This window comes from Shewanella putrefaciens (assembly GCF_016406305.1).
Classification (GTDB): domain Bacteria; phylum Pseudomonadota; class Gammaproteobacteria; order Enterobacterales; family Shewanellaceae; genus Shewanella; species Shewanella putrefaciens_C.
On sequence record NZ_CP066369.1, the window covers coordinates 3,841,413 to 3,857,268 of the forward strand.

20 protein-coding genes are annotated in these 15,856 nt (G+C 47.4%); 13 read left to right on the forward strand and 7 right to left on the reverse strand.

The window, feature by feature from the left end; all coding sequences use genetic code 11:
- Positions 1–301 precede the first annotated feature (301 nt).
- Both JFT56_RS16745 and JFT56_RS16750 read left to right on the forward strand, forming a co-directional pair.
- The gene (locus JFT56_RS16745) at positions 302–568 is read left to right on the forward strand and encodes a hypothetical protein (RefSeq protein ID WP_198781125.1); all 267 of its coding nucleotides are present in this window, start codon (positions 302–304) and stop codon (positions 566–568) included.
- Positions 569–668: 100 nt separating this feature from the next.
- Positions 669–1,703 (forward strand): transposase, encoded by a 1,035-nt coding sequence (locus tag JFT56_RS16750; RefSeq protein ID WP_198781126.1) that lies wholly within the window; start codon positions 669–671, stop codon positions 1,701–1,703.
- A gap of 414 nt (positions 1,704–2,117) precedes the next feature.
- Here JFT56_RS16750 and murA read toward each other — a convergent pair whose 3' ends face one another.
- The 7 genes from murA to mlaF are packed head-to-tail and all read right to left on the reverse strand — an operon-like array spanning position 2,118 to position 6,748.
- The gene (gene murA, locus JFT56_RS16755) at positions 2,118–3,377 is read right to left on the reverse strand and encodes a UDP-N-acetylglucosamine 1-carboxyvinyltransferase (protein ID WP_198781127.1); all 1,260 of its coding nucleotides are present in this window, start codon (positions 3,375–3,377) and stop codon (positions 2,118–2,120) included.
- 9 nt (positions 3,378–3,386) lie between these two features.
- Positions 3,387–3,644, reverse strand: coding sequence for a BolA family protein (locus tag JFT56_RS16760; RefSeq protein ID WP_007650477.1), 258 nt, complete (start codon positions 3,642–3,644; stop codon positions 3,387–3,389).
- Positions 3,645–3,662: 18 nt separating this feature from the next.
- On the reverse strand, positions 3,663–3,947 hold the full coding sequence (locus JFT56_RS16765) for an STAS domain-containing protein (RefSeq protein WP_198781128.1): 285 nt from the start codon (positions 3,945–3,947) through the stop codon (positions 3,663–3,665).
- A gap of 5 nt (positions 3,948–3,952) precedes the next feature.
- On the reverse strand, positions 3,953–4,606 hold the full coding sequence (locus tag JFT56_RS16770; protein WP_198781129.1) for an MlaC/ttg2D family ABC transporter substrate-binding protein: 654 nt from the start codon (positions 4,604–4,606) through the stop codon (positions 3,953–3,955).
- 11 nt (positions 4,607–4,617) lie between these two features.
- Positions 4,618–5,091 carry an outer membrane lipid asymmetry maintenance protein MlaD gene (gene mlaD / locus JFT56_RS16775; RefSeq protein ID WP_198781130.1) on the reverse strand — a complete coding sequence of 158 codons (474 nt, stop codon included), beginning with the start codon at positions 5,089–5,091 and terminating at the stop codon, positions 4,618–4,620.
- A 56-nt stretch (positions 5,092–5,147) separates the two neighbouring features.
- Positions 5,148–5,933, reverse strand: a complete 786-nt coding sequence (mlaE, locus tag JFT56_RS16780; RefSeq protein WP_198781131.1) for a lipid asymmetry maintenance ABC transporter permease subunit MlaE — start codon at positions 5,931–5,933, stop codon at positions 5,148–5,150.
- Positions 5,930–6,748 (reverse strand): phospholipid ABC transporter ATP-binding protein MlaF, encoded by an 819-nt coding sequence (mlaF, locus tag JFT56_RS16785; RefSeq protein ID WP_198781132.1) that lies wholly within the window; start codon positions 6,746–6,748, stop codon positions 5,930–5,932. The genes mlaE and mlaF overlap by 4 nt, the downstream gene beginning before the upstream one ends.
- A 637-nt stretch (positions 6,749–7,385) precedes the next feature.
- On the opposite strand from mlaF, the gene JFT56_RS16790 reads away from it, so the two are divergent.
- The 11 genes from JFT56_RS16790 (at position 7,386) to mgtE (ending at position 15,783) form a co-directional block, all read left to right on the forward strand.
- Complete coding sequence (locus tag JFT56_RS16790; protein ID WP_198781133.1) at positions 7,386–8,363, forward strand: KpsF/GutQ family sugar-phosphate isomerase; 978 nt, start codon at positions 7,386–7,388, stop codon at positions 8,361–8,363.
- Entirely contained in the window at positions 8,363–8,914 is a 552-nt protein-coding gene (gene kdsC / locus JFT56_RS16795) for a 3-deoxy-manno-octulosonate-8-phosphatase KdsC (protein WP_198781134.1), read from the forward strand. The genes JFT56_RS16790 and kdsC overlap by 1 nt, the downstream gene beginning before the upstream one ends.
- Positions 8,911–9,471, forward strand: a complete 561-nt coding sequence (gene lptC / locus JFT56_RS16800) for an LPS export ABC transporter periplasmic protein LptC (protein WP_198781135.1) — start codon at positions 8,911–8,913, stop codon at positions 9,469–9,471. Before kdsC ends, lptC begins: the two co-directional genes overlap by 4 nt.
- A complete protein-coding gene (gene lptA, locus JFT56_RS16805) occupies positions 9,458–10,015 on the forward strand; it encodes a lipopolysaccharide transport periplasmic protein LptA (protein ID WP_198781136.1) in 558 nt (185 codons plus the stop codon). The genes lptC and lptA overlap by 14 nt, the downstream gene beginning before the upstream one ends.
- Positions 10,012–10,743 carry an LPS export ABC transporter ATP-binding protein gene (gene lptB, locus JFT56_RS16810; RefSeq protein ID WP_198781137.1) on the forward strand — a complete coding sequence of 244 codons (732 nt, stop codon included), beginning with the start codon at positions 10,012–10,014 and terminating at the stop codon, positions 10,741–10,743. Before lptA ends, lptB begins: the two co-directional genes overlap by 4 nt.
- Positions 10,744–10,850: 107 nt before the next feature.
- A complete protein-coding gene (locus JFT56_RS16815; RefSeq protein WP_198781138.1) occupies positions 10,851–12,326 on the forward strand; it encodes an RNA polymerase factor sigma-54 in 1,476 nt (491 codons plus the stop codon).
- Between the two features lie 28 nt (positions 12,327–12,354).
- The gene (gene hpf / locus JFT56_RS16820) at positions 12,355–12,642 is read left to right on the forward strand and encodes a ribosome hibernation promoting factor (protein ID WP_007650503.1); all 288 of its coding nucleotides are present in this window, start codon (positions 12,355–12,357) and stop codon (positions 12,640–12,642) included.
- 2 nt (positions 12,643–12,644) lie between these two features.
- A complete protein-coding gene (ptsN, locus tag JFT56_RS16825; protein WP_198781139.1) occupies positions 12,645–13,088 on the forward strand; it encodes a PTS IIA-like nitrogen regulatory protein PtsN in 444 nt (147 codons plus the stop codon).
- On the forward strand, positions 13,085–13,939 hold the full coding sequence (gene rapZ, locus JFT56_RS16830) for an RNase adapter RapZ (protein ID WP_198781140.1): 855 nt from the start codon (positions 13,085–13,087) through the stop codon (positions 13,937–13,939). The genes ptsN and rapZ overlap by 4 nt, the downstream gene beginning before the upstream one ends.
- Positions 13,926–14,201: an HPr family phosphocarrier protein gene (locus JFT56_RS16835; RefSeq protein ID WP_198781141.1), complete on the forward strand. Its 276-nt coding sequence runs from the start codon at positions 13,926–13,928 to the stop codon at positions 14,199–14,201. Before rapZ ends, JFT56_RS16835 begins: the two co-directional genes overlap by 14 nt.
- A gap of 217 nt (positions 14,202–14,418) precedes the next feature.
- Positions 14,419–15,783 carry a magnesium transporter gene (gene mgtE, locus JFT56_RS16840; protein WP_198781142.1) on the forward strand — a complete coding sequence of 455 codons (1,365 nt, stop codon included), beginning with the start codon at positions 14,419–14,421 and terminating at the stop codon, positions 15,781–15,783.
- Positions 15,784–15,856 lie beyond the last annotated feature (73 nt).

A 15,856-nucleotide genomic window follows, 5' to 3' on the forward strand; every position in this document is an offset into this window, starting at 1 on the left:
AAATACCTATAACTATTAGTGAGTGTTAATGTTGTTTTCCTAAAATTATCTTTTTTCTAATTAGATTTGCAATCTATACGATGCCACATTCAGTGTTACGGATGTAGGAACCTTTCCAATTTAAGCATTTCAGTTGACCATTTTTTAGTAATAATACAAAGTACCTACCAATAATGGATGTAACCTCATCCTTAATACCAAAATTTACGAATGTGGCAGCGGCCGAGTCCAACAAACGATTTATGCCCTGCAAACAGCGCAGCGCATAAATACTAAGAAGTTAGCCATACAAGGAAAATTCGTGAAGATTACAGTAAAAGGGCCAAGTTTCTGGTGTCAGGAAGATGAAGATAAGTTTTTTGAGTGGATTTACTCTCTGCCAAATTATCAGTCGGTAACTGGCCGCGGCTTGGATTTAATAATTGAGTTAAATGAGCCAGTATCGCAGAGTACAATAAACCAGTTGTTCGTATTATTTAAACGTTGGGAGCTAGATTTTAACTCTTTGGCTCCTTTAAAAAATGTCAGCAAAAGCCATATCGCTTGGATCAATGAGTTCTTCAAGTAAAGTATGGCAAAGAAGGCAAGGACAGCCATATCTTTTTGTGTTTTTCAGCATCTTCTACTAGGCTTTAAACTATCCTGATTTTGTCTGTGTGGAGTTTGTGATGACCTCGGCCAGAAGACAGTTAATTGATGCCAATGCGACGCCTTTCTATCATGTGATAAATCGCTGTGTTCGTAGGGCTTTTTTATGTGGTGAGGATAAACTCACTGGCCGCAATTACGAGCATAGGCGTGGCTGGATTGTGGATAAAATCAAGGCATTATCTGCGATTTTTTGCATTGATATCTGCGCTTATGCAGTGATGAGTAACCACTATCATTTAGTGCTTAAAATTGATCTTGAGAAGGCCAAATCGCTAACCCCCAAAGACATTATCAGCCGCTGGTGTCAAATCACTAAAGGCCATGCCGTCGCCACTAAGTATATGAATGGTGATGCTTTGATCGACGGTGAAGTCATGTTACTCGATGGCTTACTTGCCGAGTGGCATGAGCGATTGAGCAGTATCTCTTGGTTTATGCGCTGTTTAAATGAAGAAATTGCCCGTAAGGCCAATCGTGAAGATGAGTGCAAAGGCGCCTTTTGGGAAGGGAGGTTTAAGTCGCAAGCATTATTGGATGAACAAGCTTTGCTGGCGTGCATGATGTATGTGGATTTAAATCCAATTCGAGCGGGCATTGCTGACTCTTTGCAATCCTCTGATTTTACATCGATTCAAGAGCGGATTAACTCGCTAGACCCGCAAGATGACGATTTTGACTCACTTAGCACATTGGCTCAATCTGCCAATAAACGAGCGCAAACAACACACCAATCCCTTGCTAAATTTGATGGTTCAACACATCTAAGTCAGCAAACGGGCATTCCGTTTCATTTTGCCGATTATCTGGAACTGATTGATTGGACAGGCAGAGCCATCCGCCTTGATAAAAAAGGCTATATCGATAATCAACGACCCAAACTACTCAATGAACTAGGCATTGCGCTCGATGCTTGGTTGACTTCAGCCAAAGAATTTCGCCGTCAATACAGTGGTATAAGTGGCCGTTGGGATAGCATGTGCGAGTTTAAAAAGCAGCACAACAGCGGGAAATGGTGTAAAGGCAAAGCATCAAGCCAAGCGTTACATCCTTAGGCTCATAACTGCTCACGATTCAGCGCTTGGGATTATTTTTGTTTATCCGAAATGAAGATAATTCCGCGCAAAACGCAGCAGGCTTTTGTCCCAAAACGTGCTGTGTATTTCTTTAAAACTTACAGATTACGCTAGTGCTAAAAAGGCTAGCCATGGTGATTAGCGAGACGACCGTCCGCCCCATGGACGGGGCGGTCGAGCATCCACGGATGGACTTGCTGCGTGTCGGAGAGTGAACACCATGGCAAGCCTGCGTTAGTGGATATCAGCCAACGAATCTAAATGCTATTACTCACCTTTAGTGCATTAAATCTAACGCACTTCTGTCCATTTCCTTTTTAGCTGAACAAATTGCGCGCAATAAAAAACCAGCACTTGGCTGGTTTTTTATTAGGAGCTAGTTCTAAGCAAATGTTATTGCACACGCTCTACATGCGCGCCCAATCCTTGGAATTTCTGCTCGATATGCTCATAGCCACGATCTAAATGATAGATACGATCGACGATTGTCTTGCCATCGGCCACTAGGCCCGCAATCACTAGACTCGCTGACGCGCGTAAATCGGTGGCCATTACCTGCGCACCACTCAAAGACTCAATGCCTTGGATAATGCAGGTATTGCCTTCAAGCTCCATGGTTGCGCCCATACGGATAAGTTCTGGCACATGCATAAAGCGGTTTTCGAAGATGGTTTCGGTAATGGTTGCTGTACCTTGTGCTAACGCATTGAGCACGCAGAACTGCGCTTGCATATCGGTTGGGAAGCCAGGATAAGGCGCCGTCTTGATATTCACGGCCTTTGGACGCTTACCTTGCATATCAAGCTCAATCCAATCTTCACCTGTGGTGATCTTAGCGCCCGCATCTTCAAGTTTCGCGATAACGGATTCTAATGAAGCTGGATCGGCTTTTAGGCAGCGAATACGGCCACGGGTCACCGCCGCTGCAACCAGAAATGAACCGGTTTCGATACGGTCTGGCATCACGCGGTAATTGCAGCCCTGTAAACGCTCAACCCCTTGAATACGTAAGGTTGCACTGCCTACTCCGGTAATTTTTGCGCCCATGGCAATTAAGCAATTAGCCAGATCGATCACTTCAGGTTCGCGGGCCGCGTTTTCAATCACGGTTTCGCCATCGGCCAATGCCGCCGCCATTAGTAGGTTTTCGGTCGCGCCAACACTCACCATGTCCATGAAAATATGTGCGCCCTTAAGACGTCCATCGACACGGGCCTTGATATAACCTTCTTTCACTTCAATCTTGGCGCCCATCATTTCGAGGCCATGTAAGTGCAAGTTCACTGGACGCGCACCAATGGCGCAGCCGCCCGGTAATGAAACGTCAGCGGTACCATAACGGGCCAATAACGGCCCTAAGATCAAGATAGAAGCGCGCATAGTTTTCACTAGATCGTAGGGAGCACAAAACTCATTCAGATTAGTGGTCGAAATGCGGATCTGTCCGTCGCCAAGCTCGGTCACTTCGGCGCCTAGGCAGCGTAATAATTTACAGCTAGTGCTCACATCGCGCAGATTCGGCACATTGGAAACCACAAAGTCGGTTTCGGCCAATACGCCCGCCATCAGAATAGGCAGGGCCGCATTTTTGGCACCAGAAATGATCACATCACCGGCAAGCGGAGGGCTTGCCTGAATCGTTAATTTATCCACTTTTCCTCACTAGCTAGGCATGTTGAAAACTTTTTCGCGTTTCCATTGAGTCGGCGTGAAAGTTTTAATCGTTAATGCATGTAATTCACCGCTGGCAATGTGTGCCGTTAGCGGTGCATAAATGGCTTGTTGCTGTTTGACTCGGCTCATACCATCGAAACATTCGCCCACGGCGATCACTTTATAATGGCTGCCATCGGAGCTAGCGTGAACTTCATCAAGCGCTAACGCATCACGTAAAATCTGTTCTATTAAGCTGCATTCCATAAATCTATTACCTTGTTTTCAAAGTGCTTCTTCGGTAAAGAAGCACTGTAAATCGTATAAATCAATTAGTTTTTTAAGTTGCTCCGAGGCTGAATCAAGTGCCAGGGGCGAGTGATGGGCACGCACTAAGGCCAACAAAAAAGCCACTCCGGCGCTATCACTATATTCAAGCTCTGACAAAGACAACACTTGCGTCTGTTTTTCGAGCAAACTTTGTCTCTGCGGCCACAGCGCTATCACTTGCGCCTGTGAAAGGCGTCCTTTGAGATGACACACTCTGCCCTGCTGCACAAATTCAACCACCGCGATTACTTCCCTGATTTAGATTGTTTAACCACTTTTTCTTTAGTGCGCTCTTCAAGCATCTTAATCACGGGATCAATCCCCTGTTGGCGGATAAGGTTAGAGATTTCAGATTGCTTAGATGACAGCAAACTCACGCCTTCAGCCACTAAATCAAACGCTTTCCATGAGTCATCCTTCAAACGACGCACTTTAAACAATAACTTTATCGGTGGACGACCCGCTTCGATGATCTGCACGTTAACGTCGACAATTTTCTCGTTGCTAAAATCGACACCGGGTGAAAATTCAACTTTCTGATTAGTGTATTCGGTAAATGCCTGTGCGTAGGTAGAGATTAAATATCCCTCGAAGGCTGTGACGAATCGATTGCGTTGATCTTCGGTAGACTCCTTCAAATACTGGCCTAATACTTTGTAAGAGGCATATTTATAGTCGACGTATGGCATTAATTCTTCGCGCACAATCACCTTTAGATGATCCGCATCGGCATCGATTAAGGCCTTATCTTGGTGGAAACGATCGAAGGTTTTATTCGCAGCGGCTTTCACCATGGCATAAGGATCCATAGTGTTAATCGTGGCATCGGCTGCCATAGTATTCGCCGCGGTAAAAACCATCACTAACGGCAGTAAAAAGCGAGATAAGCTTTTAAACATAGTGGTAACCCCTATTTATCCTTTGAACCCATACTATATAAAAACTGACCAATCAGGTCCTCTAATACTAAGGCTGAGCGAGTATCGTCAATCTTATCGCCATCCTTAAGCATGCCCACATCGTCATCCATAAACCCTGGGGTTAAACCGAGGAATTGCTCTCCAAGCAAACCCGAAGTCAAAATAGCTAAACTACTGGTTTCTGGGAATTTATCGTAACGTTTGTCCATCACAATCGTCACGACGGCCACCAGTTTGACTGGATCGAGGTCAATATTACTCACCCGTCCAACCACAACCCCGCCCACTTTGACCGGAGAGCGCACTTTAAGGCCGCCAATATTAGTGAAATTGGCCGTTAAGGTGTAGCTACTGTCGCTGGTTTTCACCTCGATATTGGCGACGTTAAACACCAATACCAAGAAGGCGGCTAAACCCGTTAAAAGAAACACACCCACTAATAATTCAATTTTTCGTGTCAACATGCTCAGTTACCACTCTATTAATCCATTTAACCTGTGTCGAAATCCGCAGTGTTCCGTTAGCGGCCAAACATCAGGGCTGTCAGTAAAAAATCCAATGCCAGTACGGCGAGGCTTGATTGCACTACGGTCGATGTCGTTGCCCGGCTAATTCCTTCAGGGTTAGGGATCACTTGATAACCACGATAAAGGGCAATCCAAGTGACCACTACGGCAAAGACACCGCTCTTGATCAAGCAGTTAACTATATCTTTTTGCCATTCTACCGATGCCTGTAAAATCGACCAGAAGGCACCGTTATCTATCCCTTTCCATTCCACGCCCACTAAATGACCGCCATAGATACCCACAGCGGTAAACATCAAGGCTAACAGTGGCATACTGATAACCCCTGCCCAAAAGCGTGGCGCAATAATTTGTCTTAATGGGTCGATAGCCATCATTTCTAAACTTGAGAGCTGCTCGGTACTCTTCATTAAACCGATTTCAGCGGTTAATGCCGAACCCGCACGTCCGGCAAATAACAATGCAGTGACCACGGGCCCAAGTTCACGTAACAAACTCAAAGCCACCATGGGACCTAGGCTTTCCTCTGTCCCAAAACCGACTAAGATGTTGTAGCCTTGCAGCGCCAAAACCATGCCGATAAAGAGGCCTGACACTAAGATGATCACCATAGATTGCACGCCGACCACATAGATCTGGCGCACTAATAATGGAAAACCTTTACGCACGCGTGGCCAGCGAAAAATCGCGCCCCACAGCATAAGGCCCGCACGGCCAAAACCGAGCACTAGCTCAATCGCACCGCGACCTAAGTCGGCAATACTGTCTAATAACTTCACTTGCCAACTCCTTTTGCCATCAATTCTTGCTGATAATTATTCGCTGGATAATGGAATGGGACAGGACCGTCCGGCGCCCCTTGAATAAATTGTTTAAGCTGCGGGTTATCCGCATATTTCAGCTGCTCAGGTGTACCATGGGCGATAACCTTTTTATCTGCAACCACATAGACATAATCGGCAATCCCTAGCACTTCATCCACATCGTGGGAGACCACTATCGAGGTGAGGTTAAGCGCATCGGACAATTCACGGATAAGCTTCACTAACACGCCCATAGAGATAGGATCTTGCCCAGCAAAAGGTTCATCATACATGACCATTTCTGGCTCAAGGGCGATAGCTCTAGCCAATGCTGCACGGCGCTGCATACCGCCGGATAATTCACTAGGCATCATTTGCGCCGCCCCACGCAGCCCGACTGCCTCAAGCTTCATCAGCACAATAGTGCGAATAATTTCTTCGGGTAGGCCAGAATGTTCACGCAGGGCAAAGGCCACGTTATCGAAGACATTGATATCGGTAAATAAAGCACCACTTTGGAACAACATGCTCATGCGTTTACGTAATTCGAATAACTCATTACGACTCACGCCATGCACATCGTGACCATCAAACAATACTTGCCCATGGTCGGGAGTGAGCTGACCACCGATTAACTTTAATAATGTGGTTTTACCAATACCGCTCGGCCCCATGATGGCGGTCACTTTGCCCCTAGGAATAGACAGGCTAATATCTTCATATATGACACGTTGGCCACGGCTAAACCCCAAATGACGGATCTCAACCAACGGCGTTTGTTCTTGAGTCATGCTTGATTCCGATATTTGAAAAGAGGTGATCTGCGCCTTCCTGATGCAGACCAATCGAAGAGCCGCAAATTGTACGTAATTGCGCTTTAACCTACAACCGAATCGACACTATCGTCCTGCGATACTTTCAATTTGCCTCATTTCCAGCGAAAATGCGCGCGAAGTTTCCGATCCCTCAGGGTAAAATGTTACTTAATGTTTTCCAGTGGGTTATGAAATTGGTCATCGCCGTTTAATTCATCGCTAAATAGCACTGTATCCTGACCGGCGGCAAAGGATGCAAAAACTAACCCTGGCGGTCATATTCGAAGAGGCCATGGCAAGGCGGCTGGCCCTATAGAATGATTTCATCGGCATAAACGGCAAAGACGATGATACTGCTCAAGACATTGGGGCACTAAACAGGCTATTCTGAGCCATTAGCCATAGGCTACTTGACGCGCAAACGCCTTAACACTAGCCTGCCGCAATAGGCTGGTTAGATATGATAGACATGCACCTAACTAGAAAAATAGCCTAAGAGCAACCTAACCCTGGCAGGACGCCCAATTTTTTTATCATCTTTATCGCGTACCAAATTGTGCTATTCCAATCCCATCAATGGGGCGACAAAGACAATGCAAGAAGAGAGATAGACATGGTAGACCAATCACAACTACGCCAGTGGGGCTGCAACGTTATCGACATTGAAAAGTCGGCCCTAGACAATCTATATCAGTACGTGGATTCCGCCGAATTTGCACAGGCGTGCGAACTGATCCTCAACTGTACTGGCAAAGTTATTGTTATGGGCATGGGCAAATCCGGCCATATTGGCAATAAAATTTCCGCCACCCTCGCCAGCACGGGGACGCCAGCCTTCTTTGTACATCCAGGGGAAGCCAGCCACGGCGATTTAGGCGTATTGTCCGACAACGATATTATTTTAGCGATTTCCAACTCCGGCGAGTCGAGTGAAATCCTCACCTTAATGCCAGTGATCCAGCGCAAGGCTATCCCAGTGATCGCCATGACAGGTAAACCTGATTCCAATATGGCGCGCTTGGCTAAAATTCATTTATGTATTGAAGTACCGGAAGAAGCCTGCCCACTCGGGCTTGCCCCAACATCGAGTACCACTGCAACCTTAGTGATGGGTGATGCTATCGCTATCGCCCTGCTTCAGGCCAAAGGCTTTACCCGGGAAGATTTTGCCATGTCCCATCCAGGGGGCGCGCTGGGGCGCAAATTGTTGTTAAAAGTCAGCGATGTGATGCACCGCGGTGACGACTTACCACTGGTTAATCACGATATTTGCATCACCGAAGCCCTGTATGAAATCTCCAAAAAAGGCCTAGGAATGACGGCGATTATCGATGAACAACAGAAGTTGGTCGGGATTTTCACCGACGGTGATTTACGCCGAGTGATTGATGCACAAGTCAATCTGCGCACCACACCGATTGCCGACGTGATGACCCGAAACTGTGTCACAATTACCGACAACGTACTCGCGGCACAAGCACTGCAAGTGATGGATTCGAAAAATATCAACGGCCTGATAGTGATAGACAAAGACCACCATCCTATCGGTGCACTCAACATGCTCGACATGGTTAAAGCGGGAGTGATTTAATGCCACAGCAAGGATTTTATGGCCCCATCAGTGATGATGTGTGGCAAAGGGCACAAAAGATTAAACTGCTCATCTGTGATGTCGATGGCGTGTTTTCCGATGGACGCATTTATTTAAGTAACTCGGGGGAAGAGCTTAAAGCCTTTCACACCCGTGATGGTTACGGCGTGCGCTCACTGTTAACCAGCGGTTTCAACATCGCCGTGATCACGGGGCGTCAATCTAAAATTGTTGAAAACCGCATGACGGCGCTGGGCGTCACCCATATTTATCAAGGGGTTGATAATAAACTCGAACCCTATGAAGAACTGTTAGCGCTCTATAATGTCTCACCTGAAGAAGTCGCCTATATAGGTGATGATATTGTCGATTTGCCGGTGATGAATCTTGTCGGCCTAGCCGTCAGTGTCGCCGATGGTCATCCCTATGTACGCCAACACGCCCATTTAGTCACCAACCTCAACGGCGGTCACGGCGCACTCAGGGAATTAACCGACTTGTTGTTGCTTAGCCAGAATAAGTTCACCACGGCACACGGGATGAGTATATGAGTCGTGTGACCCTCGCCATCATCGCCTTTTTTGGCACCGCACTTATCCTCTATTGGCAAGTGCAACAAAAGCGTGGTGGTGATACGGATGGTAGTTTGAGCAACACTGACAGACCCGATTACATAATCGAAGACCTACACAGCGTTGAATTTAACGATCAGGGCCAAGTGAATAGCCGCGTCACGGCGAAGCACATGGAGCACTACGAGCTAAAGAACCAAACCTTCTTCACGCAACCCGTATACCTTGTCTACCCCGACCAAGGTAAAGCACAATGGCAGGTTCGGGCAGATCAAGGTCGGCTCAATAAAAATACCGGCAAGGTTGTATTAGAAAATAATGTTATTATCGATGCCATTAACTCGCAGGAGCCGATACAGACCCTGTCCACCAGTTTTCTGGAACTCGATCTCAATACTATGATAATGACCTCAGACCGTATCATTTATGTCACAGGGAAAGATTTTCATATTCAAGGGCAAGGCCTTTATGCCGACCTAAACGCGCAGGAAGTGCAATTGACCAGTCAGGTAGTAGGAACCTATGAAGCAAAATAACGTATTACTTGCCAGCCTAATGCTAATGATAAGCATGGGCGCCTTCGCAAAAGTGGATGATCTAAAGCAAGAAGTAAAAATCAAGGCTGTGAGCCAAACGGCGGATATTAAAAACAACCAAATCATCTTCTTTGGCCCGGTAGAAGTCACCCAGGGCTCGATTAAAATCAATGCACAACAGCTGCGCGCATTTTCGGCAGAGGGTGAAAGCAGTAAAATTTTGGTGGCCACGGGTAATCCTGCAACTTATACCCAAATTTTAGACGATGGTCGCCCCGCCTCCGCCAGCGCGAAAGAAATTCGCTACGAAATGGCGACTCGCACCCTAACGCTGACGGGATCTGCCTCCCTAGATCAAGCGGGTAGCCAAGTGACGGGAAATCTCATCCGTTACAACATCACTCAGCAAAAACTCATCGCTGAAAGCACGGGCAGCGGCAATGATCGGGTGATCACTATCATCCAACCCGAAAGCTATCAAGATGATGCCAAGCCAGAAACCCCGGTGGATAAACCTGTGAAGAAACAGCAGGACTCTAAATGACCCAGATCACCCTAAGAGCACAAAATCTGGCGAAGAGCTATAAGAGCCGCCAAGTCGTTAAAGATGTCAGCCTAACGGTCAAAACGGGTCAGGTCGTTGGCCTACTCGGCCCGAATGGTGCCGGCAAAACAACCACTTTCTACATGGTAGTCGGGCTAGTTAAAAGCGATAAGGGCCATATCTTTATCGACGATGACGATTTAACTGCCGACCCTATGCACCTGCGTGCTCGTAAAGGGATTGGTTACCTGCCACAGGAAGCCAGTATCTTTCGTAAACTCACAGTGCACGACAATATCATGGCGGTACTGCAAACCCGTAAAGAGCTAAAGGCTGAGCAGCGCGAGGAAGAATTGGAGCACTTACTCGAAGAGTTCCATATCACCCATATTCGCGACAGCCAGGGCATGTCATTGTCCGGTGGTGAGCGTCGCAGAGTGGAGATAGCCAGAGCCCTTGCCGCCAACCCTAAGTTTATTTTGCTCGATGAACCCTTTGCCGGTGTAGACCCGATTTCAGTTATCGATATTAAAAAAATTATCGAGCAACTTAAGAGCCGTGGACTGGGTGTCTTGATCACCGACCACAATGTGCGCGAAACATTAGATGTATGTGAACATGCCTATATCGTGAGTCACGGAAACCTGATCGCCGAAGGCACACCCGCAGAGATCTTAGACAATCAGCAAGTTAGGGCTGTGTACTTAGGTGAACAATTCAGGCTATAGTTACTGAAATGGAGCCAATGATCATTAAATTTAACATCATCCGGCTCCCTTCATAATGATAACAAGCGACCTCATTCTAAAATAATAACCTAGGGATCAGCGGTAACATGAAAGCGTCACTCCAGCTCAAACTGGGTCAACAGTTAACTATGACGCCACAATTACAGCAGGCCATTCGTCTGTTGCAACTATCGTCATTGGAACTGCAGCAAGAGATCCAGCAAGCCTTAGACTCTAATCCTCTTCTCGAGCTGGAAGAGGAGCAATTTGACGCACCTAGCGAACGCAACCAGACCATAGCAGACACAGATTTCAGCGAGTCCAGCACTCTGCCGCCCGAACAGGATAGCTCTACGGTCGACACGGCGGAGTCTTTGACTAAAGAGTCCATGCCGGACGAACTCCCCATGGATACCACTTGGGATGAAGTCTTTACCGCCTCACCGAACTCGGGTCCAGGTGGCAGCCGTGAAGACGATATGCCCTTCCAAGGTGAAACCAGCGAAGGCCTATACGAACATTTAGAATGGCAAAAAAATCTCACGCCCTTTTCTGAGACAGATTTAGCGATCGCTACCGCCATTATTGATGCCATTGACGATCAAGGTTATCTCACCCAAAGCACCGAAGATATTCTCGAAGCCATGGGCAATCCAGAAATTGAACTGGATGAAGTTGAGGCCGTGCTTAAACGTATTCAGCACTTCGACCCCGTTGGCGTGGCCGCGAGGGATTTAAGCGAATGCCTGCTTATCCAGCTATCCCATTTCTCACCGGATACACCGCACCTCGAAAACGCCCGCATGTTGATCAGAGATCATTTAGATCTGATCGCCGCCCGCGATTTTAGACTGTTAATGCGTAAGACAAGACTCAAAGAAGATGAATTAAGGGACGGCATTGCCCTGATCCAGACGCTCAACCCTCGTCCGGGCTTATTGATCACGCCAGTGGATGAAGAATATGTCATCCCCGATGTCTCAGTCTCGAAGAAAAATGGCCGCTGGGTGGTGGAGCTAAACCCAGATTGCATGCCAAAAATCAATGTCAATCAGCAATATGCTGCTATGGCTCGCAGCACTAAGAGCCAAGCCGATAGCCAGTTTATCCGTGGCCATCTGCAGGAAGCCAAGTGGTTTATCAAAAGCTTAGAGAGCCGCAACGAGACTCTGCTCAAGGTGGCGAACTGTATCGTCCAATATCAGCAGGGTTTCTTCGAATATGGTGAAGAGGCGATGAAGCCTATGGTGCTCAATGATATTGCCGAAGCCGTTGAAATGCATGAGTCCACCATTTCTCGGGTGACCACACAAAAATACATGCATACCCCTAAGGGACTTTTTGAACTAAAATACTTCTTCTCAAGCCACGTCGGGACCGACGATGGCGGCGAGTGCTCATCCACCGCAATCAGAGCCTTCATCAAGAAACTGGTTGCCGCGGAAAACCAGAAAAAACCATTAAGCGACAGCAAGATGGCGCAACTTCTGGCAGAACAGGGGATAAACGTAGCCCGCAGAACCATTGCGAAGTATCGAGAAGCTATGCTTATTCCCCCTTCTAATCAGCGTAAAAGTTTATAGCCTACAGTGGATATCGGAGGACGTTTCTATGCAAATAAACCTAAGTGGACACCATATAGAGATTACTGAATCGTTACGGGCATATGTAGAGGAAAAGTTTTCAAAACTTGAACGTCATTTCGAACAGATCAATAATGTGCACGTTGTGCTCAATGTTGAGAAAATGCAACAAATTGCCGAAGCGAGAATTAACCTCACCGGTGGTGAAGTTTTTGCAACTTCAGAGCATGCAGACATGTATGCTGCCATAGACGTCCTGATAGACAAACTTGACCGTCAGGTTATTAAACACAAAGAGAAGTTAACAAAACACTAACCATGGAACTTTGTACCATACTGCGGCCGGAGTGCACTACCTGCGCCACTCCGGGCAGTAAGAAAAAGGTACTGGAACTCATCAGTGACTTAGCCGCTGCCCAGTACCCCACCCTCTCATCTCAAGAGATATTCGAAAGCCTTGTGGCGCGCGAAAAGATGGGGAGCACAGGTATAGGTAACGGTATCGCCATTCCACATGGTCGATTAACCGATATAACACAACCCATTGCGATACTCGTAAAATGTGAGGAGCCGATAGCCTTCGATGCTATCGATAAGCAACCTGTCGATATTTTATTTGCATTGCTTGTCCCTGCTGATCAATGTCAGCAGCATTTAAGTACTTTGTCCTGTATGGCCGAAAAGCTCAGTGACAAACAAGTATTGAAACAATTGCGCAAGACGCATGATGAAACGGAACTCTATCAGGTAATCACTGGATGAAACTGGTCATAGTGTCAGGGCGCTCGGGCTCAGGCAAATCTGTCGCACTAAGAGTGCTTGAAGATCTCGGCTACTACTGTGTCGATAATCTCCCCTTGCCGCTGATTGGCAGCCTGCTTGAACAGCTCAAGGGCAGTAACGATCTCGTCGCCATCAGTGTCGACGTGCGTAACCTGCCAGAGCAAGATAAAGTGCTGGTTCAACAGCTTGCCAGTCTCCCCGAGGGCACCGAGCTAACCAGCTTTTTCCTCAATTCTAGCGATAAGATACTGCTTAAACGCTATAGCGAGACCCGCCGCTTACATCCTTTATCTAAGAGCCGTGTCTCACTGCAAGAAGCCATTAAGCTCGAAGGCAAACTGCTCGAACCCCTATCCCAGCAAATGGATCACTACATAGATACATCGAACTTGAATATCTATGAGTTAAGCGATCAGGTCAGGCAGATTTTGCTCGGCAGTGTCGATAAGGAATTAGTGATCAACTTCGAGTCCTTTGGTTTTAAACACGGCATGCCCAGCGAAGCCGACTTTATGTTCGATGTGCGCTTTCTGCCAAATCCCCATTGGGAACCGGAACTACGCCCCCTTACAGGCCTAGATGAACCGGTCGCCGAGTTTTTAAATCGCCAGCCACTGGTGAATAAGTTCATCTGGCAAATTGAAAATCTGCTCGAAACTTGGCTGCCCCATTTAGAACGCAATAATCGAAGTTATCTCACCATAGCGATCGGCTGCACGGGTGGGCAACACAGGTCGGTTTATGTGGCCGAACAGCTCGCCAAACGTTTTAGCAATGGCAAACATAAAGTGAATGCGCGTCATCGAGAGTTGAGCCATGCCAAAGCTTGAGCGCCAAGTCACCATTTGCAATAAACTCGGTTTACACGCCCGCGCCGCCACTAAATTGGTGGTGCTGGCATCGGAGTTTGATGCGACTATCACGTTAATCCAAGGTGATAAACAGGCCTCAGCCGCCAGTGTGCTCGGCTTATTGATGCTCGAAACTGGCATGGGTAAAACCATTAAACTGATTGCCGAAGGCCCAGATGCCGCGCCCGCCCTCGATGCCATTTGTGCGCTCATTGACGCTAAGTTTGACGAAGCTTGCTAACCCTAAAATTTAGGGTTTACTAGCAATATCTTGGCTTAAATTTCAGTTTTTATTTCAATGATTTGAAATCAATTCTCACCAGCTTCATTTGTCACTCGACCTTATCCATCCCGCTCAATTACAATATGATACTTTTGTTCTTTTACCAGATATCTGCTCAACATGGTTGAAGTTCCAAAGCTGGTAGGCCACAGGTTCACAATGCAATGGAGGATAAATGCCCGTAGAAGCTTCTGACAGCCATCAAGTTGGGCAACGCCTCGACCAACTGAGTCAAGCCCTTAGTAGCGGTATGTTTGTCCATGTGCGGCAAATGCTGCAAAACATGGCTCCTTCCGATATTGCCCTGATCCTCGAATCTTCGCCCCCAAAGGCGAGGCAGGTGCTGTGGCAACTGATTGACCAAGAACTGTTAGGCGATATTCTCGATGAGTTGAGCGAAGAGCTAAAAGATCCCTTGATCAGAGCCATGAGCCCGGAACGAGTCGCTAAAGCAACCGCCAGTATGGACACTGACGATCTCGCCTATATTCTGCGCAGTTTGCCAGACACTGTGTATAAGCAAGTGTTGCAATCCATGAGCCAGCAAAATCGCCAGCGCGTTGAGCAAGCACTGTCTTACCCGGATGAAACGGCGGGCAGCCTAATGAATACGGATACTGTGACGCTCAGGCCCGATGTCAATATCGACGTTGTGCTGCGCTATCTGCGCCAACGTGGCAGTCTGCCCGATACCACAGATACCTTATATGTTGTCGATAAACAGGACAAAGTGCTCGGCGGTGTTAGGCTTGCGGATCTGCTTACCTGCGATCCCAATACCCATATCAGCAGCATTATCGACACGGATATCGAGAGTATTCCCGTTAACATGCCCGACAGTGAAGTCGCGCAGTTATTTGAGCGCCACGACTGGATATCGGCACCCGTGGTGGATAGCGAGGGCAAATTACTCGGGCGTATCACTATTGACGATGTGGTCGATGTGATCCGTGAAGATGCCGAGCATTCCATGATGGGAATGGCGGGGATGGACGACGACGAGGACACCTTCGCCCCAGTGCTTAAAAGTACCTTTCGCCGCTCGCTCTGGTTGACGATCAATCTGTTCGCCGCCCTGCTCGCCGCTTCGGTCAGTAATATGTTTGAGGGAACAATCGAGCAATTTGCCACCATCGCGATTTTAATGACCATAGTTCCAAGCATGGGTGGTGTGGCGGGCAATCAAACCCTCGCACTCGTTATCCGCGGTATTGCCCTTGGACATATAGGCCAAAGTAACGCCCGCTGGCTGATCGGCAAAGAACTCGCCATTGGTTTCCTCAATGGTTTGATGTGGTCGATTCTGGTGTTTATCGCGGTACTCGTCTGGAAGGATGACTTAGCACTCGCCAGCCTTATCGGTGGTGCCATGCTGATTAATATGACCATTGCCGGGCTTGCAGGCGCGAGTATTCCATTGATATTAAAACGACTTAAAATCGATCCTGCACTCGCTGGCGGCATGGTACTCACCACAGTCACCGATGTGATCGGCTTATTCGCCTTCCTCGGTTTAGCGACGCTGTACCTGATGAACTGATGAATTGATGAATTGATGAATTGATGAATTGATGAATTGATGAATTGATGAATTGATGCACTAGCAATTTGAA

Bases quoted from the DNA above. Each gene is read 5' to 3' on its own strand.
- lptC (WP_198781135.1), top strand. From the start codon at position 8,911: ATGAGTCGTGTGACCCTCGCCATCATCGCCTTTTTTGGCACCGCACTT.
- JFT56_RS16770 (WP_198781129.1), bottom strand. From the start codon at position 4,606: ATGTTTAAAAGCTTATCTCGCTTTTTACTGCCGTTAGTGATGGTTTTT.
- mgtE (WP_198781142.1), top strand. From the start codon at position 14,419: ATGCCCGTAGAAGCTTCTGACAGCCATCAAGTTGGGCAACGCCTCGAC.
- mlaF (WP_198781132.1), bottom strand. From the start codon at position 6,748: ATGACTCAAGAACAAACGCCGTTGGTTGAGATCCGTCATTTGGGGTTT.
- hpf (WP_007650503.1), top strand. From the start codon at position 12,355: ATGCAAATAAACCTAAGTGGACACCATATAGAGATTACTGAATCGTTA.
- kdsC (WP_198781134.1), top strand. From the start codon at position 8,363: ATGCCACAGCAAGGATTTTATGGCCCCATCAGTGATGATGTGTGGCAA.
- ptsN (WP_198781139.1), top strand. From the start codon at position 12,645: ATGGAACTTTGTACCATACTGCGGCCGGAGTGCACTACCTGCGCCACT.
- JFT56_RS16760 (WP_007650477.1), bottom strand. From the start codon at position 3,644: ATGGAATGCAGCTTAATAGAACAGATTTTACGTGATGCGTTAGCGCTT.
- JFT56_RS16815 (WP_198781138.1), top strand. From the start codon at position 10,851: ATGAAAGCGTCACTCCAGCTCAAACTGGGTCAACAGTTAACTATGACG.
- rapZ (WP_198781140.1), top strand. From the start codon at position 13,085: ATGAAACTGGTCATAGTGTCAGGGCGCTCGGGCTCAGGCAAATCTGTC.
- JFT56_RS16790 (WP_198781133.1), top strand. From the start codon at position 7,386: ATGGTAGACCAATCACAACTACGCCAGTGGGGCTGCAACGTTATCGAC.
- lptB (WP_198781137.1), top strand. From the start codon at position 10,012: ATGACCCAGATCACCCTAAGAGCACAAAATCTGGCGAAGAGCTATAAG.
- lptA (WP_198781136.1), top strand. From the start codon at position 9,458: ATGAAGCAAAATAACGTATTACTTGCCAGCCTAATGCTAATGATAAGC.
- JFT56_RS16835 (WP_198781141.1), top strand. From the start codon at position 13,926: ATGCCAAAGCTTGAGCGCCAAGTCACCATTTGCAATAAACTCGGTTTA.
- JFT56_RS16750 (WP_198781126.1), top strand. From the start codon at position 669: ATGACCTCGGCCAGAAGACAGTTAATTGATGCCAATGCGACGCCTTTC.
- mlaD (WP_198781130.1), bottom strand. From the start codon at position 5,091: ATGTTGACACGAAAAATTGAATTATTAGTGGGTGTGTTTCTTTTAACG.